This is a genomic window from uncultured Paraglaciecola sp. (assembly GCF_963977085.1).
In the GTDB taxonomy this organism is placed as follows: Bacteria; Pseudomonadota; Gammaproteobacteria; order Enterobacterales; family Alteromonadaceae; genus Paraglaciecola.
Genome location: NZ_CAXBNC010000005.1, coordinates 193,622 through 218,388, shown reverse-complemented (window position 1 = coordinate 218,388; position 24,767 = coordinate 193,622). Strand labels below are relative to the sequence as shown.

Sequence of the window (24,767 nt, the reverse complement as noted above, 5' to 3'; positions counted from 1 at the left end):
CTTTGCAAAGTATTTTGGGGTTCACTATTCGGGTAAAAAAAACGGCGTCACTCTAACAAATGACACCGCTTTTTTGATCTTTAGCTCGAAGTTGCTCTTACCTCGTAGTTGCTTTTATCTAACCGGCAACGTCAGGCCTTTGAACATTTTTTCTACTTCGTCGTTGTTTTTCAACATCATGGCTTTTTCTACTACTGTTTTGGTGAGATGCGGCGCAAAACGTTCGATAAATTCATACATGTAGCTGCGTAAGAATGAGCCTTTTCTAAAGCCAATCTTAGTGGTGCTGTATTCAAACAAATGACTCGCGTCGATTTTAACTAAATCAGAATCTAGTTTGTCGTCAATCGCCATTGAAGCTATCACGCCAACGCCAACGCCAAGCCTTACATAAGTTTTAATCACGTCAGCGTCTGTGGCAGTAAACACAATTTTAGGCTCAATACCTGCGCTGCTAAAGGCTTGATCTAACGAAGAGCGTCCAGTAAAACCAAACACATAAGTGACTAAGTTGTACTCAGCAATATCTTCTATGGTAAGGCTGGTCTTTTTCGCTAAGGGATGATCACGGTTAACAATGATACTGCGATTCCAGTGATAACAAGGCAACATCACTAAGTCGTTATATAAATGCAACGACTCAGTAGCAATAGCAAAATCAGCTTCGCCCTTTGCAGCGAGATCACTAATTTGTGAAGGTGTACCTTGATGCATATGTAATGAGACTTTTGAATACTTGTTCATAAAGCCTTTAATCACTTCTGGCAAGGCGTACCTAGCTTGAGTGTGAGTGGTGGCAATATTCAACTTACCTTGATCAGGCAGAGTGTGCTCACGTGATACAGCTTTAATGCTTTCTACTTTAGCTAATATTTCGCGGGAAATATTGATGACATCTTGGCCAGCTTCAGTCACATGAGTAAGATGTTTGCCACTACGGCCAAAAATTTGTACACCTAGCTCATCTTCTAACATACGCACTTGTTTACTGATCCCAGGTTGTGAGGTGTACAAGCTTTCTGCTGTAGCCGAGACGTTTAAATTATTGTTGAGTACCTCAACAATATATCGGAGTTGCTGTAATTTCATGTCTTAGCCTTGCTTGTTAACCTAGGGAGTTTTTATATATTAAAACGTTATATAACTTTAACAAGGTGAATTCCATTTTTTTTTAAAATAATGTTCTAGTTATATCAAATCGAATCCACTTAAAAAGCTAAATCAACGACGAAATCAAATATCAAATCATTAAAAAGGTCTGATAAGATGCAAGTATCGAACTGTCTTTTTTCACGTTCAACTCTATGTTTTTACTGTTAATTTACGCAATAGGAATGGGCAATGCCTAAAGAAGATGAATTAATCGATTTTTCCACTGTATTAGGCTCTGCCGTACATGACATGAAAAACTCTTTGTGCTTGTTAATGCAGTCGATAGAAAATTTAGGGCAAAGTCTAAAAGAAACAGACCCTAAATCTCGAGAACATTTGGCATCGGCCCATTATGAAGCAGCAAGACTGAATACCGGGTTAGTACAATTACTTTCATTGTACCGAGCGGGACTAGACAGTTTGCCCCTTAATATTGACGAACATCACATAGAAGATGTGATAGAAGATCTACTGGCAACAAATGAAAGTTACTTAAGTCATAAAAATATGATTTTAGAAGTTAACCAATCTGCCGATTTAGTATGGTACCTAGATTCAGATTTAATTGGCATTTTGTTAAATGACGTTTTAATAAATTCGATGCGCTATAGCCAACAAAAGATACTGCTAAGTGTCTACACAGAAAATGATAAATTAATATTTAAGGTAGAGGATGACGGTCCAGGCTACCCACAAAGCATGTTAGACGCTCACAGCATTAACATGCAGCACTGCGATATTGGTCAAGGAAGAACAGGTTTAGGTTTATTTTTTGCGCGATTAATTGCCCAAGCACACACCAAAAAAGAGGTTAAGGGCACAATATCACTAAAAAATGGTGGTAAGTTAGGTGGTAGCGTTTTTATCCTAACGTTACCCTAGTTTTAGCCCTTGTATAATTAGGGTTTTTGAACCGCAAGAGTGGGAAAATTAAAGAGTTATGGTATTTACAATAATAATAGTATTGATTGTATCGTTAGTGCTGGTAGGCATTATTGTGAACGCGGTGCAACAACACAAAAATAAAATTGAGAACGATCGCAGAGCCGAATTATCTAAACTCAAAACGATTATCGACAACACTGAAACAGCCTTATTAGCTGCAGAACAAATACCCATATCTCAAAGATTGATATTTATTTTGCAGCGTAGAATTTTAGGGGCAATGAAAGCAGCCAATCAATTAGGCGATAACACAACAGGAGCCAACGACAGGATAAAAAACGTTGAAGGCAGTTTAAAAACCATTGACGTGAATAGGCCGCCTCCTTCTGAAGAGAGTTTTCAGTTACCACAAAGCGATAAACAAGTGATTCAATTTATTCGCGGCATTAAAACGATGCGGGCGCTGTTACGTTCAGAATTTAAAAAGGGCAAAATAGAAAGCCGGGTATTTTTAGTAGAAGATAAACTTCTTGAGAGACTGCAGTTACGAGCCAATGTCGACACCTTGATCAGGCGCGGAGAAAGCGCGATAAAAAACAATCAATTAGGCTCAGCACGGCAATGCTTAGAAAAAGCCATAGGTGCACTCGCGGCGCAGCCTAGTCCAGATGAATTTATAGTCGCTAGACAAGCTCAGTTAGAAGAACAACTAAACAATATTGAAACTAGTCTAAAATCAGTGAATAGCCGAGATGTGGCGAAAAAGGAAGAATCAGAGAGAAACGAACTCGACGAACTTTTTGCAGAGAAGAAAAAATGGTGATGGGGTTATAAACTCAGCTATCGTCAACTGAGTTTAATCAGAATAAGAAATATTTTTCACTGTCCATTGCCAAAATGAAGACGCCACCGACGACAAATTGCCATTTTTTTGGCGAATGATCCCTACTCTTTTGCTTAAACCACTTTGATGGATCTGCAGGCAAACTAAGTCTTTGCTGAGCATTTGTTCTTGGCATAGAGCCGGAACAACAGATACACCTAAGTCATGTTTCACAAACTGACCTAAAGTAGCGAGTTGACTTGCTTCTACTACTATATTTAACGACAAATTATTAATCGCCATAAACGCATCAATCCATTGACGAATAGCGGAGCCCTTATTCATAGCCACAAATGGGTACAATGATAGTTGCGACCAACACAAAATTTCATTATCACTCAAGGGATGATTGACTGGCAGTACCGCAATAAAATTGTCTGTCAGGATAGGATGGAACTCAAGACCATCCATTTTATCATGTTCAAATGCAAAACCAATTTCCGCTCTTCCAGCCTGTACATCTTTGATTACTGTCTCCATGACCACATCAGCCACCGACAGCTTAATATTGGGAAACTCCGTTTTAAACTGTTGTAAAATACCAGGCAATAACCCTGCAGCAAAAGAAGGCATAGCGGCAATTGATAATTTACCTCTGCCTAATGAAAATAAATTATGCACGTCTGAAAACGCTTCTTGCCAATCATCAATAAGTCGCTCTGCTACCGGTAAAAATTGCCGCCCCTCTGGACTTAATTCCACTTTTCGAGTGGTACGGGAAAATAGCAACCCTCCCAATTGTGATTCCATCTTTTTAATTGCCGAAGATAGGGCCGGCTGGGATAAACACATTTTTTCGGCCGCCTGAGCAAAGGTGTGAGATTGTGCAATACAGACAAAAACCTGTAGTTGACGAAAAGATACGTTATACATAGTGCTACCCGTTCACAATATTAATTAATAGATTAAATCTATTAATACAGACATTAATTTGATTTTACTATTTAAAAGTATCTTTTACACTCTATGGACTGTTGTTTATTCCATCAATCTCGAAATATGCATAAACAACTATCTTTTGGCACTTAACTTGAGAGCAAATCATGGCAGGTTTTAACAAGGTAGTAGATAGTTACGAAGCGGCAATGGCCGGCTTACAAGACAATATGACAATCATCGCTGGCGGATTTGGCCTTTGCGGGATCCCTGAAGGCTTAATCGCACAAATCAAAAAAATGCAGACTAAAGGCCTAACAGTGGTATCAAATAATTGTGGGGTAGACGGATTTGGGCTTGGGCTGTTACTTGAAGACAAACAAATCAAAAAAATGGTGTCATCTTACGTTGGTGAAAACGCCTTATTTGAACAACAACTGCTAAATGGAGAGCTTGAAGTCGAGCTTACTCCACAAGGAACCTTAGCCGAAAAAATGCGCGCTGGCGGTGCCGGTATCCCCGCATTTTATACCGCAACAGGTTTTGGTACCCCAGTAGGTGAAGGCAAAGAGTCTAGAAAGTTTAATGGCCGCGATTACATTCTTGAAGAATCAATTACCGGAGATTTTGCCATTGTTAAAGCCTATAAGGCAGACCGCTATGGTAATTGTATTTATCGCCACACAGCTCAAAATTTTAATCCTATGGCAGCGACTGCCGGTAAAATTACAGTATTAGAAGTAGAAGAAATAGTAGAGCCTGGAGAACTGTCTCCAAGCGAAATACACACCCCGGGTATATACGTCGACAGAATAATAGTAGGCAACTTTGAAAAACGTATAGAACGAAAAATCATTTCATCAGCTAGCAGCAAACAATAGGTCATTATTATGTCATTAAGTAGAGAACAAATTGCTATGCGAGTAGCACAAGAATTTGGTGATGGTCACTATATCAACTTAGGTATTGGTATCCCTACCCTAGCGGCTAACTACGTGGCTGATGATATCGAAGTCATGTTGCAATCAGAAAATGGCTTACTCGGCATGGGACCCTATCCCACTGAAGAACAAGTAGACGCCGATATGATTAACGCTGGCAAAGAAACGGTAACCGCTGCTACAGGCGCATCAATTTTTAGTTCGGCAGAGAGTTTTGCGATGATCCGTGGTGGTCATGTAGACTTAACAGTACTTGGCGCCTTCGAAGTGGATTGTTTTGGTAATATTGCATCTTGGATGATCCCCGGCAAACTGATCAAAGGAATGGGCGGCGCGATGGATTTAGTCGCTGGCGCGCAAAACATTATTGTAACTATGACTCACGCAGATAAACACGGCAACTCTAAACTATTGAAGCAGTGCACATTGCCACTAACAGGCGTTAATTGTATTAATAAAATCATTACTGACTTAGCGGTACTTGAAGTGAAAGATGGCGCTTTTCACCTAGTTGAACGCGCACCAGGCGTATCAGTTGAAGAAATTCAATCGAAAACAGCGGGTAAATTGGTAATTGGTGACAATGTTTCTGAAATGATGTTTTGAAATAAACCGACACAATTGTCAACAGCCTAGTATAATCGATTTCATATCAGTTTTTAGAGCATGACTTTTGCAATTTACCGACTTACCAATACATCACAATTTATTAAAAGCCCTTGAAGTTAAAGGGCTAGACACACCCACTGAAATCCAAAGCAAGGCAATACCTTACGGGTTAATGGGTAAAGACTTAATTGCCTCTTCTAAAACCGGCTCAGGCAAAACACTGGCGTTTTTATTACCAGCGGTACATAGAGTGTTAACCAAACAACCTTTGAGCCGCCGCGATCCCAGAGTATTGATTTTAGCGCCCACCAGAGAGTTAGCTAAACAAGTATTTTTACAGCTCAAATGGTTGATTGCTAAACAACCCCTAAAAGCCGCATTAGTATTAGGCGGTGAAAACTTTAACGACCAAGTGAAGGCCCTAAAACATCATCCACAATTTATTGTAGGTACAGCAGGCCGAGTGGCCGATCATCTTAAAGGCAAATCGTTATTTCTCAATGGCCTTGAATTATTAATATTAGATGAAGCAGACCGAATGTTAGACTTAGGTTTTGCGTCTGAACTTAGACTCATCAATCAAGCAGCCGATCACCGTAAGCGCCAATCCATGATGTTTTCTGCGACTTTGGATAGCGCCGCCTTACATGAGTTAACCCAAACCCTCTTAAATGGCCCGCAACGGATCAGTGTGGGTTCGGCTGGTGAAGAACACAAAGACATTCAACAAAAATTTTACTTAGCTGATCACGTGACACACAAAGAGTCACTCCTAACCCATATCATCAATCAACAAGAATACCGCCAAATTATAGTATTCACAGCCACTCGCACTGACACTGAAAGGTTAACAGTGTTGCTTAAAGAGCAAGGATTACATGCCGCAGCACTAAGTGGGGATCTCACCCAAGGTCAACGTAATAATATTATGAGTGAATTCGGACGAGGTCAGCACCACATATTAGTCACAACCGATATCGCTTCTCGCGGTTTGGACTTACTTAACGTGGCTCTAGTAGTCAACTTTGATTTACCCAAATTAGCCGATGAATACGTACATAGAGTAGGTAGAACAGGCCGCGCAGGCAACAAAGGCCAAGCAGTTTCCTTTGTTGGACCCAAAGATTGGTTTAGCTTTTTAGCTATAAAAAGTTTTATGCAACAAGACATAGAGTTTAGCGAAATTGAAGGCCAAACAGCTAAATTTAAAGGCTTAAAACCAGCTAAAGCAAAAGTAGCGCCAGGCAAAAAATCGACCAATAAAAAGGTGACTCAAAAAGAAAAACCTCAAAACACACCTAACCGCGTTAAAACCATGCAAGGTAAAGACGCTGGTGATATGCCTATGAAGCGTAAGCCTAGAGTAGAACTGAAGCCAGAAGATGATGTAGAGGAATAGAAAAAGAAGCGCTGATCATCGAACTGAAAGTAAAAAGTAGTTAAATCACAGAACACAATATTCAACTTTTTAACTATTACAAAAATTAATACTTCTTATTAATAATGTAAAGTCGATAGATTTATTGTTATTTTACAATAGAATAGAACGACCGTGAATTTTTCATTTTTTGTTAAATAGATTTTTTTCAGTGAGTAGTTATGAAATTTTCAGACAGTTCAGATGAAGCCGCAGGGTATTTACGCCAGGCTATACCAATGATGGTAAAACACAATATTGTGCCAAACCCGCTTAATTACACTTTGTGGTATAGCTACTATTCCAAGATCTTTCCATCATTAAATACAGAATTAGATAAAACCGTAGAACGTTACGGCACCTGTCCTCCTGACGTCTCTGAGACATTATTCTTGGAGCATATCAATCATTTAGATAATGACAGTAGAGACAAGTTAGTTCTTTTCCAGAAACAATTCTCTCATGTGGTTGATGATCTATCAGATTCAATGGATCACAATGCCCAACAAACAAACGGCTATTCTCAAGCGTTAATGGAGAATCTAACCGAACTTAGCACCCATAGTTTAGATGAGGCCATTGCACCAGTTTTGAATAAATTAAGTGCCAATGCCAGTGCTATATGTACTGCTAATAAAGAATTTCAGGGGCAACTGTCTGCAGCTCAATCTGAAATTAACACGTTGAAAACTGAACTCGAAAATAGTAGAAAAGAAGCCAATACAGACCCTCTAACAGGACTATTCAATAGGCGTGTCTTCGAGGCGAATTACAATCAATTTGTAAATGATAAAAACAATCAAGGCACTATCACTCTAATCATGATGGATTTAGATAAATTTAAAGCCTTTAATGATACACATGGTCACCTAGTGGGAGATCAAATCCTTAAATACATCGGTCAATTGTTGAAAAAAAAATGTCAGGACCCTGTTATTCCGGTGCGACTTGGGGGAGAAGAGTTTGCACTTTTATGTCCACATTTAGATCTTGAACAAGCACAGATCATAGCCGAAAGAATTAGAGCTAAACTCGCCTCAATGCCCTATAGCAGCAAACGTACTGGAGAAAAAATACCGCCAATCACCGCTTCATTTGGTGTTGCACAAAAAAGAGATGATGAGAGTTTAAGTCATATCATGGAAAGAGCCGATCAGGCCCTTTATGCGGCTAAAAATGAGGGTAGAAACCAAGTTAAGAAAGCAGCAAACTAAGAGTCATCGAAGAGCATTCGGAGTTTAAAGGCTAGATATTTTAGGTATGTGGTAACCCAGTTTCTATTTGACCATCTAACTACTTTTCTCTGTGAGTGCTTCGCACCTTGTCACCTGCGCTTCAAATACTTTTATTTTTTACCCATTAATCCCAATTTTCGAAAAACGCTGCGCTATCCCTTTTAGGCTTAGGTAAAGGTGTAATATCCGACGAGCCTAAATATAGAAACCCCACTATTTCATCTTGTTCTGATAAATCAAATGCCTGTTTTACGATAGGATCTTGGGCATAACTACCGGTGCGCCAGACACCGGAAAAACCTTGGGCGACCGCAGCCATTTGCATAGCATGCACCGCACAAGAAGCTGAAGCGACCTGTTCTACCCATGGCACTTTGTCATGTTTAGTGTATTTGGCTATCACCACAATGACCATAGGCGCGCGCAATGGTAATTGAGGTGCGCGCTCAATTTCTTTTTCACTCTTATCTGCAGAAATAGCGGCCTGCTCAAAGATATCCCCTAGACGTTTTAATCCCAGTTTTTGGCAAACCACAAACTTCCAGGGTGTTAAGCAAGCATGATCAGGAGCACGTAATGCGGCTTGTTTAATATTTTCTAACGCTTGACCTTCAGGAGCCGGAGAATGTAAGCGAGGTTGCGAGCTACGGTTGAGTAATAAATCTAGCGCTTGCATGAAGTTATCCTTTAATCCAAATTTTGCCTTATGCTAATCAAAATTACGCTAACGTGCCGATGTTTTTTAGTTATTCACTAAATATTTTTTAGCAAGAAAATAATCGACACTGGTGTACTTGCCTGCACCAGTGAAAAACAATGAAAACAACATGATAAAATACGTCATCGCAAATTCAATACCATTATTAAGCACCACAAATTTTCCACTCGATGTAAGCCATTCATAATTGCCATGCTCTTGCAAAATATCTTTAGCAGCCGCTAATTTAGCAGGTGCAGTGATTACTGCTTCGTTAAGCATAATGGTGCCATCTGACATCCAACTACTGGCATCAGCTATCGCAGCCCAACCATTTGGCCAATGCACTGAAAATACTGCGACTAACATAGTCACCATTAACGGGATAGATATCCAGCGTGTAGCTAAACCTATTATTAGTAGGACCCCACCTAACAATTCTGTTGCCGTGGCTAAAAATGCCATCACCATAGGAAAAGGTAATCCTAGTCCATAATCGGCGTTACCAAACCAGTCAACAATGCTTTCAAAGCTCTGATATTTGTTCCAACCTGCTTGTAACATTACAGGTGCTAAATAAAGCCTTAGCAATAAAGGGGCAATCCCTTCAAAAGCGACACTTTTATCCAGCATCTTATGCAAAGATGTATACATGTTTATTAAGTTCATATTTATCCAAAGTAATGTATTCACATAATAAGAGGGCGTAGATACTCAAAATATTTCGCTAAATTCTAATTTAGCCACTGTTCTAGTGTAATGATTCTAAATTAATTCTTTCCGCAGTTTATTAAAAATAACTTAATGCTGATACAAAACATACGCCAATTCCGTTATTGGCACCTATATTGCTTTTGCTGAGAAACAATCGAAGCTTTAACTAAAGAAATGAACTCTATGCGAATTATATGCTTAATGATCCTACTGGGTGCCTCTGTATCTGGCTGTGCCATGACGGACTTAATGGGCGATAACAATGATGATTTAGCTATTGTCAACGCCACAACCGTTCATCCATCAAATTCACTACATGGGCATGTAGAAAAGCTTGCGAGACAACTACTCAGCACCTCACAATTCATTAACACCAGCAACACCATAGCCATCGGCACAATATTACCGACCATGCATTCCAGCGGCGAGCCTTTGCCTACCGAAATGGCATTGGGTTTACAGATTCAAGAAAGTTTAATGACTTTCGTGACACAAGCGGGTTTAAAAGTCGTTGAATATAAAACCATGCCCAACATAAAAATTAGCGAACATGCCGATAAAATGTTGAGCAGACAAGTGAATGAACTCACTCCGAGTATTACTGCAGACTATTTTTTGACAGGTACCTACACACTGCAAGAAAACAGCACTATGGTCAACATCAGGTTAATTCAAGTACCAGAAAACATCGTGCTCGCAGCCGCTACAGATTATGTGCCAAATGATGCTATGTGGAGTGCAACCAAAGTAAACATGAAACACAATCAGATATACCGTAACTCATACTAAATTGTGTATTGAACACGTGCCGATATTAACCTTTGTAACTTGGTGATTTTTAGAAACTTTTGCTTGGCACTTTATTTGCTTAGCTTAGGTATATAGCGCCCTAAGTGGCCCATTACATCTCATTTGAGGAACTGCAACATGGCAGCAAAAAATTTCAGTCTCTTGGCAGTATTAGCCTTAAGTAGTTGCGCTGCATTTACACCTACTGAAGAAATAGCCAATACTCAGGAACAAACACAAGATACTGATGTTTCACAAGCTCTTAGTGATGATTCGCCTTTGGCTTCCAGTGTGAGTTTTCAGAAGCAATTCAAACAAAATTTTCAACAACAAAATGATATCGCTACTGGCGTTAATTTAAAACAAAGCCTTCAAAACTCTAAAGAGCATAATATTAATTATTACGTTCGGGGCTTAATGCAAGACTTAGTGGCTAATCTGCAATACGTAAACTCCACTACCCCCGTTGCTGTAGTCAGTTTTGTGATGTTAGACAGTGATTACAATGACGCCAATTTGTTAGGCATACAAATAGCCGAAAGCTTGATCCATGAAGTCCATAAGTTTGGCATCCCCGTGATTGACTTTAAAACTACTGGTTATATCAGAGTCACAGAACAAGGCGACTTTGCCTTTAGTAAAGACTACGAAGATTTCAGCGGTGAGATGCCGGCGCGCTACATAGTCGGTGGCACTATGCTAAAGAATACCGATGGATATTTGATCAACGCGCGAATTGTAGGAGTTAAATCTCAAGCTGTGGTTGCTTCTGCGCAAAGTTTTATACCAAATAGTGTGGCGGATCCAATTATAATGTTGGCAGCAGAGACAAAAGAACCCCCTACGCTTCAGAATCAGCCAATGACTAAGTTTGCCAAACGCTATTCCTCTAACAAAGTTGATTTAATTCAATAAGTAATTAGCGATTAAAAATAAAGCTAATCAATTGAATTCATATGGAATAAAAAGATGTTAAAGATATCAAAATTAGTAGGTGTAGCCATATTAGGTACAGCATTATGTGCTTGCTCCGGTTTGTATCAATCGAAAAATAATACGCCTAAAAGTAATCAGAGCACAAAGCTATGCGCCGACGACGCAGGCGTTTTTTCTAGTTGCCAAGATATGCTAGTTAAGAATAAAACGAGGGAATCAAACTCCAATACGACTAAAAATACTGACTTGCGTTTTAACATGTTAAATGAATACACAGCACAAATGGCAGCTGATTTGCAGAACGATGTGCAAGGCATGCAAGTTGACGCCCCTATAGCGGTCGCTTCTTTTGTATATTTAGACTCGCCATTACAGTCTTCTAATACTTTAGGTAATCAGTTGGCAGAATATTTTATCAACGATTTGCAAACAATTGGCCTACCAGTTAGCGATCAAAAATTAATGGGCGCTTTAGAAATTAACGACAAAGGTGATTTTGAGTTTGCACAGAGCAATGGGAAGTTATACTACGATGCCAATATCGGTTATGTGTTACTCGGCACTATGCTGAGAAACCGCGGGGGTGTGGTATTAAATACACGTATAGTTAATTATAAAACTAAAGTTGTTATAGCCTCAGCATCAAAGTTTTTTCCTAATATAGTAGTTGTAGATTTACTTTAGTTATTTGGTGGACTAGGTAGCTGGTTAAGCTTAGGTTGGTTTACTAGTTCGGATATAAAAACTCTCTCCATACTCATCAAGATTTAAACAATTTCCCTTAGCTTGGCAATGAACTGCATACGTGATAATTACAACCAATACGGTAAAGATTAAAACAGTAGAATATAATCAACTCAGATTGGAAGTGAGTTTTGCCAAATTTATTCTATGCTAACACCTAACTTAACTGCTGCTAATAGTCAGTTTATTTGCTTAGTCAACATTATAGACTTATAGAGCGAACCAGTTAAAATCGTGTTAGTTTTAGAGTAATGAAACGCAAGTTGTTGATGAAAGTGTCTGAAGTTACCTAATACAGTCCATTTTTATAGTTTTGGGGAATTATCTAAGTGGCAAGAAAAGCACAGAGAGCTCAAACATAAAATTCAATTATAACAACAACTTGAGAATTTCAAAGAATTGATATTGTTATCAAAAAACGTTTCATTCAGTTTTTCTTAAAAAAAAATTAAATCTTGATGGCATACTGCCGATAAGTAGGTAAGAGAGATAATACCCTGCACGTAGAGTGGTGTAGGGGCAGCAAGTTTTAATTGGTTTACAATTAGTAACTTGCGGTGGCTTCCTCTATTTTACTAAAGATAAACTCAAGATAGTCGTTAAGGTTAATACTAAGCTTTAGCGTTATAATAATTGTTAATTGAGAGCATAGCTACACCGCTATTTAAAGCTTTTACAATTAACTCAACTTTGTAACTTTGTTAAATAGGAGCGTTGCTATGCAACCAACACAAAGATTTAAGAAAACGCTACTAGCAGGTGCTTTGATATTAGGCACAGGTATTACCTTTAATGCTAGTGCGGATTTATTCGTTGTTTCAGCAGAAGCTGTACCAGATGTAGCCGTGTCAACAGTTGTTGGAACCCAAGTGTCATTCGGCACTGGTGTTATCGGCAACAAAAGCGGAGAGTCTTGCATAATGGCAGGCATAAGCGATGTTGATGACGCTGACATGTTATTTGACGCGATTGGTGATGCATCAAATCCAAACTCTGGTAATTTAATCACAGCCACTGCATTAACTGGAAACGCCTGCATAAATGGAGCAAATGGCGAAGCTATTGTCCTTGAAATAGATGGTGCTGATGCTTCAACAGTGACTGTTTCAGTTCCTGATGTTACAGGTACAGGCTGGGTGTATACACCAACTGCTGAAAGTTGTGTTGTAGATTTCGATAGAGGCAATGATATCCTAGATATTTGCCAACCATTAACCTCTAATACTGTTACGGGTGTGGGCATGTCACTCACACAAGTCGACGGAGCTTCAGCTACAGTTGATGAATTACCTAATACCGCGACAGGTTATGCAGCAATGTCAGGTAAAACACGTATGATACTTGCCGGTTCTATTACCTTAAGTGCTGATTTAGGCCAAGGCACTATTATCTCCGACAACATACTTGTTCAAGTAACTTATGAATAGGAATACTACTATGAAACAACTTAATACATTTAAAAAAGCCACTCCTCTTTTATTAATAGCGGCAATGACTCCAGCAATGGCAACAGATGTGAATGTCCCATTAAACTTCACCACTTTGCCTGTAATCACTATTGCTGAAATAACACCAATGGATTTTGGAGCGGTTCTTTCATTAACTTTAGCCGATACTTGTACAATGAGTACCAGTGCTGGAACAGCACTAACGCCGGCTCAAGAAGGAGTTGACTCAACTAATAGTACTATTTTTAGTTCTGCTACTTTAGCTCAAAATTCAGTTGGTGAATTATCTGGGTCGTGTTCTGGTGCTGATGACGGCCAAGTCGGAATCTATGAAATCACTTCATTTGCCGATGCAAACATTACCGTTTCTGTAACAACAGGTACAGCAACCGATATTAGCTTTGAGCCAGTGGGTTATGTTACAGATTTAGATGAAGCAGGTGGTAATTTCACACGAGAAACTCTAAACACTACTACTGATGCGCTTGTTAATTCATCTACATCACTAACAGCATACGCGCAAGCGGGCACCAATAGAGCTATCGTTGGTGGTACTATTACCAACTTTGCAGCTCTTAATGCTGGTGATGCATATGCAACTGACTTTAACTTAAATGTTGTATACCAGTAACATAAATTAAGTATTTTAATAGCCTTAGATAAAAACTCGTTTCCATTTACATGGAAACGAGTTTTTTTATGTTCTCTTAGTAACAAATGTCAACTTGTGTTATCTAAAATCAAAGTTTAATTTAATTCTACTCAGCCCATTCTTTATAAAAACTAAAATCGAAACGCCACTTCCTAATTAGAACAATTATTTATTCAAATAATGTAAAGCTGGTTTACTTTTTGCTTTGTATTAAAAAAATGTAAAGTTGTAGAATTTTTTTGAGGTAACAATGAAAAAGTGGCTCTTATTAAGTTGTTTGTTCAGTATTCAAAGCTATGCAGGGTCGATCAGTACCTATCGTATTTATTTAGATAGTGAGCATCGCCAGCAGAAGTTTATGGTTAAAAATAGCAACCCCTATTCAGAAAGATGTGAGATCTCATTCGATTATATGTCTTACGTTGAAGGGGGTGGAGAAGTTAAACCGTTATCCAACGAACAGAAAATTGCACTATCAGCACCAGCACAAAAACGTTTACGTTATTCCCCGAGACAATTCACTATAAAACCTAAAACAACACAATATGTTGCATTTAGTTATCAACGTCAAATAAATGACAGACCAGCCGAATACCGCACTTATGCAAACATTAAGTGCCTTGAAATATATAAAAACGAAAATGAGGGCATCAATTTTTCACCTATTATTGTGCATTCTGTTCCACTTGTGATTCGTACAGGTAAGCCTTCGGACTTGCAAGCCAGCCTTACTTTTAGTCAAGTTAAACAACAAGCGAAAAAAATAAGTTTTCGAATACAGCATCAAGGTACTCGCTCAGTATATGGAGATTTAAACTTAGTCAATACTCAAGGTGAAAAGATCAAACTTTTGCAGAAAAACGTGGTGATTTACCCAGAAATGAAATTCAAAGATTTCAGTTTCAATCTGCCCGAGTCAACCAAGACAAATATGAAAATTGTATTTCAAGAAACGGGAGGAGAAAATTTTAACCAAGAGTTTATCTTACCTTTAGAAGGGGAATTATGATGAAAGGCCCTCGCTTCACTTTTCGCTCTATGATTTTATTTTTATTACTCAATTCAGTAGTCATTAACGCTTACAGTATTTCAATCAGTACCCGAAGACTGTATCTAGATCCGAATAGTAATTCGACTTCTATACGAGTTCACAACATGGACCCTACAGTTCAGCATTGTGAACTACAAATTAAAGATGTTGTTATTAACAACCAAGGACTAATAGCCTTAGCAAACAAAACAGCGGATACAGCCAATAGTGTGAAACCTTTAGTTAGGCTGGCGCCTAGACGATTCACTTTAGGCACTGCAGAACACCAAATGGTAAAGCTATTGTATCGGCGCAAACCTGGTATCGATAATGGCGAATACCAAGGTGTATTAGCAATAAAGTGCACTGAACAAACAGAAAATAGAAATCTTCCAGTAACCATTATTCCGGCATTAGTACACAATGTGCCAGTTATTGTGCGTACAGGCAGATTACCTCTGCAAGCTGAGTTTGGCCCCCCGACAATTAGTAACAATATATTGAATATTGACCTTAAAATTAGTGGTCGGCGCTCTCTCACCGGGGACATTGTAGTGATTAACGCTGACTCAGGTGAGGTTGTTGCGCAACAAAAACATTTATCCGTTTATAGCCAACATCCCTTGAAGAAATTACAGTTTGCGCTAGGCAACTATCAGAATACACCACTGCAGATAAAGCTGACCGAAGATCCCAGAATGGGCGGCGATTTGGTAATACAAAAACTAATTAAATAGTTAAGGGTGTAGCATGTTCAATAGATACCATTGCCTAATATGTTTGCTGTATGTTTTTTGTGCTAACGCAGCCAGTCAAACATTAAATAAACAGTCCAATATTAACTTTGAGCAAGCAGACTTTTATCTACTCGACTTAAGCGACTCAGGGAATAAAGTCGCCCCATCGATTGATACCTATATACATCAGGATAATTTATACATCGCCATCACTCCTTTATTTGAAGGGCTAAGACTTAAATACTCTTTGATAGGCAATAAACTTTCTGTGACTTTTGCAGACAAGACTACTGAATTTGAACTTTCCGAACAAGAGGATGATAAAGGTAAGTGGTTTTATGATGGAAGTTTTGTCTTTGTACAAGCATCTATTTTAGAGCAGTTATTTTCAACCCAAGTAACAGTCAACACCAATACACTTAAAATGGATATGTCAGGACACACCGCTGATTTTCCGTATAGAACCATTAAGAGTCAACAAAAACAGCGAAAACTCAAAAACTTTGTAATTGACCGTCCTGACTCTGATCAACAATCAGCTTCTGATACTGTCATTACCATTAAAGATGAATATAGATTAGCAACGGTACCTACCGGTTATGCAAGCGTTGAATATCAAGTAAACGATAGGTCAGAAAGATATGATGCAAACCTTCAAATGGAGTCTGACTTAGCCTACCACTCAGCAAGTATTACGTTAAATCGCAGTGACGATGAAACAAACTCTAGAATACTACTCTCTCGTTATCCTCAATTTACTGGGGATAAAATATTAGGTATTTGGGACACCTACAGCGTGGGCGATTTGTATCTTAGGCAATCTTCTTTAACCACAGGCTCTTCCCGAGGAGTAGGTATTAATTTTTCGGCCAACGTGAAAGACAACTATAACGAAAATATGACAACCAGTTTCTCAAAAACAGCCAGACCTGGCTGGGATGCCGATGTTTACCATAATGGTGTATTTCTCGAAACCAGAGTTGTACCTGCCGACGGGTTAATGGAGTTTAATAATCTCGAGGTTTACTACGGTGCCAATGAATTTAAAATAGTTCTTTACGGACCATTTGGTGAACAAGAAACCCTCATTGAGCAGGTTAGCGTCAGAAACAACAGTTTAGGACAAGGTGACTATTCTTATGGGTTGTCGATTAAAGAAAATGATAGTTCTTTATTGGACATTAACCTGTCAGAATTCGACATTGATGCAATTGGTGCCCGCTTTAACATTGGACTATTCAATAATTGGCAACTGGGTTTAAGTGTTGATTTAAACGATATTAACAACCCTAATGGAGGCAATGAGTCTTATCGTATTTCCAACCAAGTCACTTTTCCTGGCTGGTTTTTTCAAAATAATACCGCCATTAACTCAAATAATATTACACAAGCGACTTCTCTCGCTACTTCGTTTTTTAACAATGATAATTTCACGTTGAGATATGATTCACGGTGGAACGATGAAGAAAATGAAGCACTCTCCGACGAGTCTAGCTTTGCGGCAAACTACAATATCAAGTTAGGAGAAACCGTAAATAATTTTAGTTATGAGAATGACGAATATGGCTCATTGAAAATTGAAAGCCTACAGTATCGATTTAGCTTTTTTAACCGATATCTAAATGTGACTAATTTACTTAACTATACTCGTAGAAATGATATTGAAGACCGCTTTTTGGGTTCATTAAGCTTGTCGACAAGAGTCAATACTACCCTGCGCTTTGTCGCTACCATTCCCTACGATATTAGTGGCGAAGATAGCATTGACCCAGACCAGGTATCTGCAAGTGTATTGTATAACTATAGAACAGGGGCATATAACCATACTTTTAATGCATCCAATAGTTCTTTTTTCAAAGAAAACCTTTGGTCTGTTGGTTACAACCTAGCTGTCAATAAACCGACACACCAGTTTACCCTTAGAACTCAATATAACTCTAATGATCAATGGAGTTTGACGGCTGGAATCGCGGTTAATTTTGGTTATGACTACTTTAATAATGAAATGGTATTCAGTAGTAACACATTGAGGGGCTCTGGATCTTTAGATGCTCATACTTATTTAGATCGTCAGCTTAATGGCATACCAGATGTATTAGATTATGACTTGGCTGGAGTAACATTTTCGGGAGGCCCATACTGGGAAGACGTTGAAACAAACCAAGATGGTCGAGCCAGATTATTTGGAGCAAAAAGTGGAATCACGGCATTAACAGCAAACTGGAAGACAGGTGGCACGACAATTAATAATGATTATATGATTTATAGTCACCCAGGATCTTTGCAACGGGTTAATTTACCCTTTTACCTAACCACTGAAGTAGAGCTTTTTGTTGTTATAGCAAATGGCGGTCAAGCAGTAACTTTGGCCAATGTTCCATTAATTGCGAGCAACACCTCAACTGGAGATAATTACGCCCTCGAAACCGATTTTGATGGATATGCTAGTTTTGTCGATTTACTACCTGGCAAGTATAATATCTATGTAGATAAAAAATATTTAGAAGAAAAAGGGCTGCAAGCTGAAGTAGGTGGATTTGAATTTACTAGTCCATTAAAGGGTGGTTTTGTGCTTCTACCAAACATAGAGTTATCTCGAAGCGAGTCTGGGAGTATTGGGGCTAATAAGTTAACCAAAATACTCTTAGACGAAAGTAATTATGAGCCACTACTTAACACCGATAATGATAAATTAATTCACTTGCCCCCCAAAGGTGGCATGCAAGCCCCCTATTCATCAGACAAATTAAATCTTGCTGTATTTAAAGAAGTTAAAATGCAAAGAACAGAGCAAGAGCGCAAAGAGTTAAGAAATAAGTTAGCAGCGGCGGCCGCAAGTTCTCAGCAGTTACAACCGTTTTCAACCAGACCTCCTGCACTTCCAATAAGAATGAATGATGTCAATTCCCAAGAAGTTACAGATTCAAATATCGCTGAACAAGAACCCACAAAGGTTCTAAATAAACAGAATGCCCCTGTAGTATTAGCGCCTTTAGAACCTTTAGAACCTGACAGTATGGTTAACGATGCAGACCTTTCGCCATCGCCGGCTGAGACTATTCCTACGAACGATGCCATTATTGAACAGCAAGATAAAACCTTGGATCTGAGCTCCGGATACGTAATCCAATTTTCGGCACTTAAGAGTTTAGCAACAGCTAAAGCCTTAGCTAAAACTTTCCCAAATACTGAACAACTTCACATTCTACATAAGCTTGTTAAAGGAGAGTCCTTTTATTGTTTGGTCAGTGAAGTACTACCAAACCAAAGAGCTGCGACAGAATACTTAAAAACAGCTGAAAAAGATGGTTTTATTGTTAATGCGACAAATTACCTTGAACCTATTTGGAGTAAGTAGTGTTGGAGAATTACGATGAAATTTAACCTGTATATATTAACCTTTGTATTAGGTTTGTTTTCTAAATTGAGTTTTGCAGAAACCTATGTAATACCCATGAGTGAACTCGATTTTTCTGAGTTTTTGCCAATAACAGGCAGTTGCGAGATGGATCTTGATGGGCAAGTAACAGATTTGTCTGGATCACAAATGTGTATAAGTAATGAAGAAGGAAAAATAGCCCATTATCGGATAATTGCCATTCCAGGGACGAATGTAAACATCCAAGTTAACTCAAGGCTCCCCTCTAATGGAGATGGGCTGTTTTTTACACCCGCCGGAAAATTAACTTCAGATGTAGACGATATTGATATTGTGCCTGGTCAGGTTCATGTTGTTAACAGTGGCACAATGGGCAGGATTGATATCAAATTTGGTGGCCAAATTATTTTATCTAACACATATTTTAATCCAGATATGTCGCATCAAATAGAAATGGAGGCTGGAATAGTATGGGAAGATACACCTTAAATACTATGGTTCTTAAATATGCACTTTTAATTTTTAGCTTATTATTTATTGGATGTCAGTCTAAGATCGAGAAGATAGGGCAAGAGCATGCCGAAGAAGTTGTAAAGTGGCAAGAATTAGCTCGTTACGCGGGCAATGAATTAAAATACTTGGGTTTAACCGTTACTGCTGGGGTACAAATTAGTCAAAACGGAGATGAAACAACTTACTCAATAATAAAAGTTCAATTGAATCGTAACGCAAATCAAACCGAAATTGACTTGTTATCTCCTAAATTCGCTGAAAAATTTGCTTGTGGTAAACGCTGCGAAAAATTAGGTTTATATGATTCGAACTTTGTTAAACCAAAAACACAATTATCAAGTTTTTTCTATGAAGAAGAAGGTCGTTTTTTTGAATTTTACGGTAGATTAACAAGATTGAATGAAACCTTGGCGTATTATCGAGCTAGCTCCCCAGACATCTTGAAGAAATACCTAACTTTGATGCTGAATCGTAACCTGGCTTTTAATTCGTTGTCAGAATTTATCGAACAATTAGAAACGGATATTACGGAAGCCAAGTTATTAGCTTTTTCAAAAAGTGGCTTTATATCCCCCATAGAAGATCGTTTAAGTTCAACCTTTTTAGAAGATCTAACTGCTAGTCTACCTAACGAATGGCAGTTTGATACTGAAGCTGAAATTAATGTTGATAATAATTTTAGGATGCCTGATGAAGATTGGAGCTCCAACATTTTGACACCAGATGAATTATTTTATAATAAGTTGTTAAGTAAGACAGAAACAGCCCCAGTCATCAGTGTTAATTGGGAGCAAGCAAAACAAAATACAATTCAGGTTGGCTCAATCGCCTGTAGTTTTTCTGATAATAGCTTTGGGGTGATTGAAGCCCTAGAAAACAATCAAGCAACCCTAAAACTGATAGCTCAAGCTAGAGTTGAAGTTGATGGCTTGAATCTTTACCCGCAACCAGGATATTTGTTTACCGTCCCAGAATCGTTTTATTTTGTAAAAACGGTGCCGAATAAAACCTATCCCCTATCCGATATTGCTAGTTGTAATATTGAACACCTCAAACGCGGACAGAATATGAATAAAGTGTAAGAATAAATATTCACTTCATAATTGTTAAAGATTTAAACCGTTAAAGGTATTGAAAATCATGTTGCGAAGCGTGTAAAAATTAACTAGTAACCTATGAACTACTTATAAAGTGTCGTGATAAAAAATTGATTGATGGGGACTCTTTTGACTACTAACTTAATAAAAGCAATGCAGCTTTATAATCAAAAACAATTACCTAAAGCCGCAAAACTGTTAATCAAAGATAAATCGCCCTGCAAAGATAGTTTAAAGTTACTGATGATGGTCGAGTTCAATCTTGGAAGCTACGTAAAAGCGATAATAGCCGCCAAAAAGTTGATAAATAAAACAGATGAAAAAGCTTATGTAAAAGATGCGTCTAATATCATAAGAATATGTAGCCAGCATATTAAAGATAAAAAAATGGAACTTGAATATTCCGAAAAATCAGTATGCTGTGATAGTAGTGAAGATAACGCAGAGGCTATTTACCATCTATTATTATTGTACTTTCATGAGAAAATGTTCGTGAAAGTAGAAGAGTTAGCTGAAATATTATTACAGTGGCAAATGTTTAGGGCCCCTGTTAGCTTTATATTAATTGAATTAGCATCTAAACAGGGTAATAAAAATTTGTTAATAAAGCGTTTACTCAAAGCGCCTGATCACTATAACGAGTTTAACCTAAAACAGCTTGGCATCATTATTGACTTTTTTATCAATACTGAACTTTTTCAGTTAGCCGATACAACTATAAAATTTATTATCGATAAATTTGGTTGTAACACTACCTCTCTAAAACTATCCCTACTACTCACTCAAAAAGATACAACTGCGGCCCAGCATTATTGGCAGCAACAAAAGCATACATTGTCCCGCTGGGATGCGTCTTATTTTGAAGCGAAGTTAGCTCAATTAAGAGGAGACTATGATAAAGAGTTTTCAGCGTTAATTGACGCCTCTAAAGCAAAAAAATCAGAACTAACAAAAAGTGATAACAAAGACGAGCCTAATTTTATTGAATTGTTCAATGCCACCCTGCCTAAATTGACCAAGGCTCTGCAGCCTAATAATGACAGTTATGGTTGCAAGAATACCTTTATTATGGGGTTTCCTCGTTCAGGAACGACTTTATTGGATAATATTTTAGATACTCAAGATAACATGTTGGTCTTGAGTGAAAACGACCTTTCCACACATTTAATGAAAACCTTTAAAACGTTTAAACATTATCCTCTCGACATATATAAATTAAACACTAAGGAAACCAATTTACTAAGACAACGCTATCTTCAACACATAAATGAACAGGGATACCATATACCTGAATCGGGTTTAATTGTTGAAAAAGACCCGCATTTAACAGAAGCGATACCTTTTATTAGGCGAGTTTTTCCGGCAGCCAAACTAATTATAACTTTACGACACCCTTTAGATGTTTGCATGAGTTGTTTTCAAACTCAATTTATAAGTAATTATTATAACAATCATCTAGTGACTATGGATGATATTGTTAATCGTTACATCAATGTATTTACCTTACTTGAAAGATATCAAAATGAATTATCGATTCAGCCTCATTTTATTCGATATGAAGATTTAATCACTGATATTAAAGGCGAGATGACCAAAGTGTTTAATTATATGCAGGTGATACCTAACGACGATTATTTGTCTTTCCATCAACATGCAAATAATAAATTCGTGAACACTGCCTCTCGAGGTCAAACGAATCAGCCTTTATATACTTCATCTATGTATAAATGGAAAAATTACGATAAACACTTAGTTCATTACAAAGAAAAACTCAGTTATTTTATAGAAAAATTTGGGTATAATTTTTAATCAAAGATGCTCCAGAATTCGTGTCATTTACGCCATAACTCGGCCTTATTATCGGATTTTAAATGTTATTTAAGACATTAAGAATTGACTGAATAAGGTTAAAATCGTTAAGGTATCCTGTCCTTACTATTTAGGTAAAAGCTGTTGTACAAACCTGTATTATTTGTCACTACATTATTAGTATTGCTGGGATGTTCTACTAGCTCGATTAACAAACAAAATAAGCGCCAAACTATAAGTAGTGTCGATGCTAATCAGGTGACCCTTTCCCATGTAAAAGCCTATTTGCTCCTTGGTGATATAAAAAAAGCCGAGCAACTTCTGCAAACCATTAAATCAACAGAGCCAAGTGCAGCAACCATGTTAATTCTGGCTGAATTACATGCAGCAAAAGGCAATAGTGTCGACGCTCAGCGTACATTTTTATTAGCACTAACGGATTCACTATACGATACCCCTTTGGATAAAAACGAGGTGTCAGCGAATTTACTGGACTATTTTTGTTCCGAAAAAAAGTGGCCCGCTTTAGAAGGTTATGCGTCTTCCCTTGTTGCGAATTCGGCTAAAAACCACAATGAAGTTCCCTCTCCTGCCAAGTTCAAACTAAAAAATAACGCATTAACGCAAATAGGATTATGTTTATTCAACGAGCAACACTTTGAGCAAGCCCAAAAATGGTTACAGCAACTTGATTTTACCCAGCCAATCAATCCACAGGTACACCTTGCGCTTGCCCGAATTGCGATTGAACAAAATCAAAATTCAGTCGCTCAAACGTCGATTAATCTTTACGAAGCAACAAAAACTCAAATCGATGCAAAAATGTTATGGACGGCTTTTGAAGTTTATCAGGCGCTAGAACAACCTGAAATGGCCGAACAAACAGGTGAAAATTTATATGCGATATTCCCTCATAATGAATACACGCGAAAGTATATATTAACAAAAAAGCGTAGTGACAGAATTCAACAACAGCAAGAAACCATGGCTCTTTTGCAAACAATTACCCCATTACCTGAGGTAGTTCAACCTCTCCCTGCGCCACTTGAACAATCCTTTCATATCATTAAGAAGGGTGAAACTTTGTATCAACTATCCAAGCGTTATGATGTGTTAATAGCTGATTTGTTGAGATGGAATCCAGACTTAGTAGTGGATAATATTTCTCTGGGGACGTCAGTGCGCTTGTTCGCAGACTAAGGTTCATACTATTCCTATTAATAGCTAACCAAAGGTAACGAGTCCTATAATTTGACTCAAACCATACCTGTCGGTACAATTCAAGAAAAACTGTACATTCAAACTGGAGTCATTGTGGTTAGCGGCAGAAAAAAATCATTCGATGAAGACACTGCACTAAATGCAGCCATGGCAGTATTTTGGCAAAAAGGCTATGTTGGCGCTACGCTCATGGATTTAACTACGCGTATGGGTATTAACAAACCTAGTATGTACAGTGCTTTTGGTAATAAAGAAGCGTTATTTGTGAAGGCCACTCAGTGTTATATAGACACCAAAATGAAACCTCACATGGCATTACTCTTAGAAGAAGGAGTGGCATTTAAACAACGTTTAAAAAATCATATGTTGTCAATTGTCTCCATGCAATGTGATCCCCAACATGCGATGGGTTGTTATCTAGCATTATGCCAATCGGAACTGATTAGTGGTGATATTCCAGAGCAGGCAGAGCAAATACTCAAAGAAGCTGATTTAATGCCAAGTAAGCTGTATACAGAATTATTTAAGAATGATGCCGAGTCAATTGCGTTAGGTTTAAATAAAAATGCCGAGTCTAATGGGTTAAGTATATACACTTTACTGAAAGGCACCGCAGCAATGGCACGTTCGGGGATTGATAAATCGCAACTAGAGTACAGCATCGATAGTATTATTGCGGGGATTAGTCTTCATTAAGACACTTCCCTTTGCTGTTGTGTAAAGTAACCTAATACCAAGATAAGGTTTGATGCTTTACGCGCTAACTATTCCTCAATAGCTACTTTAAATTAGCTGTTCTCAATTTACCTTTCCTTTATTTCAATCAGAAAGCCCCTCCTCTATTTAGAATATAATTTCAATAAAAATCAAATTGTTAGGCACTATTTCCTGACTTCAATTCTTATAAATATCCGCCTAATTTCTGCTCATAAAAGTATTTACACCAATTCTTTGTTGACTTTAACTTACCTATCGGTACAATTCACTCAACTCAAGCATACCG

At 38.0% G+C, this 24,767-nt stretch carries 23 protein-coding genes; 19 read left to right on the top strand and 4 right to left on the bottom strand.

Annotation, left to right across the window (positions count from 1 at the left end):
- Positions 1-114: 114 nt before the first annotated feature.
- Positions 115-1,089, bottom strand: a complete 975-nt coding sequence (cysB, locus tag AAC000_RS08350) for an HTH-type transcriptional regulator CysB (RefSeq protein WP_339721759.1) — start codon at positions 1,087-1,089, stop codon at positions 115-117.
- A 252-nt stretch (positions 1,090-1,341) separates the two neighbouring features.
- Here cysB and AAC000_RS08345 point away from each other — a divergent pair, with 252 nt between their 5' ends.
- Positions 1,342-2,034 carry an ATP-binding protein gene (locus tag AAC000_RS08345; RefSeq protein ID WP_339721757.1) on the top strand — a complete coding sequence of 231 codons (693 nt, stop codon included), beginning with the start codon at positions 1,342-1,344 and terminating at the stop codon, positions 2,032-2,034.
- A gap of 58 nt (positions 2,035-2,092) precedes the next feature.
- The gene (locus tag AAC000_RS08340; protein ID WP_339721756.1) at positions 2,093-2,860 is read left to right on the top strand and encodes a hypothetical protein; all 768 of its coding nucleotides are present in this window, start codon (positions 2,093-2,095) and stop codon (positions 2,858-2,860) included.
- Positions 2,861-2,893: 33 nt separating this feature from the next.
- On the opposite strand, the gene AAC000_RS08335 is transcribed toward AAC000_RS08340, so the two are convergent.
- The gene (locus AAC000_RS08335; RefSeq protein WP_339721755.1) at positions 2,894-3,793 is read right to left on the bottom strand and encodes a LysR family transcriptional regulator; all 900 of its coding nucleotides are present in this window, start codon (positions 3,791-3,793) and stop codon (positions 2,894-2,896) included.
- 170 nt (positions 3,794-3,963) lie between these two features.
- On the opposite strand from AAC000_RS08335, the gene AAC000_RS08330 reads away from it, so the two are divergent.
- The 4 genes from AAC000_RS08330 to AAC000_RS08315 all read left to right on the top strand — a co-directional run bounded on the left by AAC000_RS08330 (position 3,964) and on the right by AAC000_RS08315 (position 7,977).
- Positions 3,964-4,677, top strand: a complete 714-nt coding sequence (locus AAC000_RS08330; RefSeq protein WP_339721754.1) for a CoA transferase subunit A — start codon at positions 3,964-3,966, stop codon at positions 4,675-4,677.
- Between the two features lie 9 nt (positions 4,678-4,686).
- Positions 4,687-5,343: a 3-oxoacid CoA-transferase subunit B gene (locus tag AAC000_RS08325; protein WP_339721752.1), complete on the top strand. Its 657-nt coding sequence runs from the start codon at positions 4,687-4,689 to the stop codon at positions 5,341-5,343.
- A gap of 67 nt (positions 5,344-5,410) precedes the next feature.
- The gene (locus AAC000_RS08320; RefSeq protein ID WP_339721751.1) at positions 5,411-6,745 is read left to right on the top strand and encodes a DEAD/DEAH box helicase; all 1,335 of its coding nucleotides are present in this window, start codon (positions 5,411-5,413) and stop codon (positions 6,743-6,745) included.
- Positions 6,746-6,945: 200 nt separating this feature from the next.
- A complete protein-coding gene (locus AAC000_RS08315) occupies positions 6,946-7,977 on the top strand; it encodes a GGDEF domain-containing protein (protein WP_339721750.1) in 1,032 nt (343 codons plus the stop codon).
- A gap of 145 nt (positions 7,978-8,122) precedes the next feature.
- Here AAC000_RS08315 and AAC000_RS08310 read toward each other — a convergent pair whose 3' ends face one another.
- Positions 8,123-8,674, bottom strand: coding sequence for an NAD(P)H nitroreductase (locus AAC000_RS08310; RefSeq protein ID WP_339721749.1), 552 nt, complete (start codon positions 8,672-8,674; stop codon positions 8,123-8,125).
- Between the two features lie 66 nt (positions 8,675-8,740).
- Positions 8,741-9,364: a DoxX family protein gene (locus tag AAC000_RS08305; RefSeq protein ID WP_339721747.1), complete on the bottom strand. Its 624-nt coding sequence runs from the start codon at positions 9,362-9,364 to the stop codon at positions 8,741-8,743.
- 228 nt (positions 9,365-9,592) lie between these two features.
- Here AAC000_RS08305 and AAC000_RS08300 point away from each other — a divergent pair, with 228 nt between their 5' ends.
- The 13 genes from AAC000_RS08300 (at position 9,593) to AAC000_RS08240 (ending at position 24,460) form a co-directional block, all read left to right on the top strand.
- Positions 9,593-10,198 (top strand): FlgO family outer membrane protein, encoded by a 606-nt coding sequence (locus tag AAC000_RS08300; RefSeq protein WP_339721745.1) that lies wholly within the window; start codon positions 9,593-9,595, stop codon positions 10,196-10,198.
- Positions 10,199-10,336: 138 nt separating this feature from the next.
- Positions 10,337-11,113 (top strand): FlgO family outer membrane protein, encoded by a 777-nt coding sequence (locus tag AAC000_RS08295; RefSeq protein ID WP_339721744.1) that lies wholly within the window; start codon positions 10,337-10,339, stop codon positions 11,111-11,113.
- Positions 11,114-11,167: 54 nt separating this feature from the next.
- Positions 11,168-11,818: a FlgO family outer membrane protein gene (locus tag AAC000_RS08290; RefSeq protein WP_339721743.1), complete on the top strand. Its 651-nt coding sequence runs from the start codon at positions 11,168-11,170 to the stop codon at positions 11,816-11,818.
- A 779-nt stretch (positions 11,819-12,597) separates the two neighbouring features.
- Positions 12,598-13,305: a hypothetical protein gene (locus AAC000_RS08285; RefSeq protein ID WP_339721741.1), complete on the top strand. Its 708-nt coding sequence runs from the start codon at positions 12,598-12,600 to the stop codon at positions 13,303-13,305.
- A gap of 10 nt (positions 13,306-13,315) precedes the next feature.
- Positions 13,316-13,957, top strand: a complete 642-nt coding sequence (locus AAC000_RS08280; protein WP_339721739.1) for a hypothetical protein — start codon at positions 13,316-13,318, stop codon at positions 13,955-13,957.
- Between the two features lie 271 nt (positions 13,958-14,228).
- Entirely contained in the window at positions 14,229-14,987 is a 759-nt protein-coding gene (locus AAC000_RS08275; protein ID WP_339721737.1) for a hypothetical protein, read from the top strand.
- A complete protein-coding gene (locus AAC000_RS08270) occupies positions 14,984-15,745 on the top strand; it encodes a hypothetical protein (RefSeq protein WP_339721735.1) in 762 nt (253 codons plus the stop codon). Before AAC000_RS08275 ends, AAC000_RS08270 begins: the two co-directional genes overlap by 4 nt.
- A gap of 13 nt (positions 15,746-15,758) precedes the next feature.
- Complete coding sequence (locus tag AAC000_RS08265) at positions 15,759-19,103, top strand: carboxypeptidase-like regulatory domain-containing protein (protein ID WP_339721733.1); 3,345 nt, start codon at positions 15,759-15,761, stop codon at positions 19,101-19,103.
- A gap of 15 nt (positions 19,104-19,118) precedes the next feature.
- Entirely contained in the window at positions 19,119-19,613 is a 495-nt protein-coding gene (locus AAC000_RS08260) for a hypothetical protein (protein ID WP_339721731.1), read from the top strand.
- A complete protein-coding gene (locus tag AAC000_RS08255) occupies positions 19,595-20,719 on the top strand; it encodes a hypothetical protein (RefSeq protein WP_339721729.1) in 1,125 nt (374 codons plus the stop codon). The genes AAC000_RS08260 and AAC000_RS08255 overlap by 19 nt, the downstream gene beginning before the upstream one ends.
- A gap of 144 nt (positions 20,720-20,863) precedes the next feature.
- A complete protein-coding gene (locus AAC000_RS08250) occupies positions 20,864-22,543 on the top strand; it encodes a sulfotransferase (protein ID WP_339721727.1) in 1,680 nt (559 codons plus the stop codon).
- A 144-nt stretch (positions 22,544-22,687) separates the two neighbouring features.
- Positions 22,688-23,743, top strand: a complete 1,056-nt coding sequence (locus AAC000_RS08245) for a LysM peptidoglycan-binding domain-containing protein (RefSeq protein ID WP_339721725.1) — start codon at positions 22,688-22,690, stop codon at positions 23,741-23,743.
- 51 nt (positions 23,744-23,794) lie between these two features.
- Complete coding sequence (locus AAC000_RS08240) at positions 23,795-24,460, top strand: TetR/AcrR family transcriptional regulator (RefSeq protein ID WP_339721723.1); 666 nt, start codon at positions 23,795-23,797, stop codon at positions 24,458-24,460.
- Positions 24,461-24,767 lie beyond the last annotated feature (307 nt).

Excerpts from the sequence above, each read along its gene's own strand:
- cysB (WP_339721759.1), bottom strand. The coding sequence starts at position 1,089 with ATGAAATTACAGCAACTCCGATATATTGTTGAGGTACTCAACAATAAT.
- AAC000_RS08345 (WP_339721757.1), top strand. The coding sequence starts at position 1,342 with ATGCCTAAAGAAGATGAATTAATCGATTTTTCCACTGTATTAGGCTCT.
- AAC000_RS08340 (WP_339721756.1), top strand. The coding sequence starts at position 2,093 with ATGGTATTTACAATAATAATAGTATTGATTGTATCGTTAGTGCTGGTA.
- AAC000_RS08335 (WP_339721755.1), bottom strand. The coding sequence starts at position 3,793 with ATGTATAACGTATCTTTTCGTCAACTACAGGTTTTTGTCTGTATTGCA.
- AAC000_RS08330 (WP_339721754.1), top strand. The coding sequence starts at position 3,964 with ATGGCAGGTTTTAACAAGGTAGTAGATAGTTACGAAGCGGCAATGGCC.
- AAC000_RS08325 (WP_339721752.1), top strand. The coding sequence starts at position 4,687 with ATGTCATTAAGTAGAGAACAAATTGCTATGCGAGTAGCACAAGAATTT.
- AAC000_RS08315 (WP_339721750.1), top strand. The coding sequence starts at position 6,946 with ATGAAATTTTCAGACAGTTCAGATGAAGCCGCAGGGTATTTACGCCAG.
- AAC000_RS08310 (WP_339721749.1), bottom strand. The coding sequence starts at position 8,674 with ATGCAAGCGCTAGATTTATTACTCAACCGTAGCTCGCAACCTCGCTTA.
- AAC000_RS08305 (WP_339721747.1), bottom strand. The coding sequence starts at position 9,364 with ATGAACTTAATAAACATGTATACATCTTTGCATAAGATGCTGGATAAA.
- AAC000_RS08300 (WP_339721745.1), top strand. The coding sequence starts at position 9,593 with ATGCGAATTATATGCTTAATGATCCTACTGGGTGCCTCTGTATCTGGC.
- AAC000_RS08295 (WP_339721744.1), top strand. The coding sequence starts at position 10,337 with ATGGCAGCAAAAAATTTCAGTCTCTTGGCAGTATTAGCCTTAAGTAGT.
- AAC000_RS08290 (WP_339721743.1), top strand. The coding sequence starts at position 11,168 with ATGTTAAAGATATCAAAATTAGTAGGTGTAGCCATATTAGGTACAGCA.
- AAC000_RS08285 (WP_339721741.1), top strand. The coding sequence starts at position 12,598 with ATGCAACCAACACAAAGATTTAAGAAAACGCTACTAGCAGGTGCTTTG.
- AAC000_RS08280 (WP_339721739.1), top strand. The coding sequence starts at position 13,316 with ATGAAACAACTTAATACATTTAAAAAAGCCACTCCTCTTTTATTAATA.
- AAC000_RS08275 (WP_339721737.1), top strand. The coding sequence starts at position 14,229 with ATGAAAAAGTGGCTCTTATTAAGTTGTTTGTTCAGTATTCAAAGCTAT.
- AAC000_RS08270 (WP_339721735.1), top strand. The coding sequence starts at position 14,984 with ATGATGAAAGGCCCTCGCTTCACTTTTCGCTCTATGATTTTATTTTTA.
- AAC000_RS08265 (WP_339721733.1), top strand. The coding sequence starts at position 15,759 with ATGTTCAATAGATACCATTGCCTAATATGTTTGCTGTATGTTTTTTGT.
- AAC000_RS08260 (WP_339721731.1), top strand. The coding sequence starts at position 19,119 with ATGAAATTTAACCTGTATATATTAACCTTTGTATTAGGTTTGTTTTCT.
- AAC000_RS08255 (WP_339721729.1), top strand. The coding sequence starts at position 19,595 with ATGGGAAGATACACCTTAAATACTATGGTTCTTAAATATGCACTTTTA.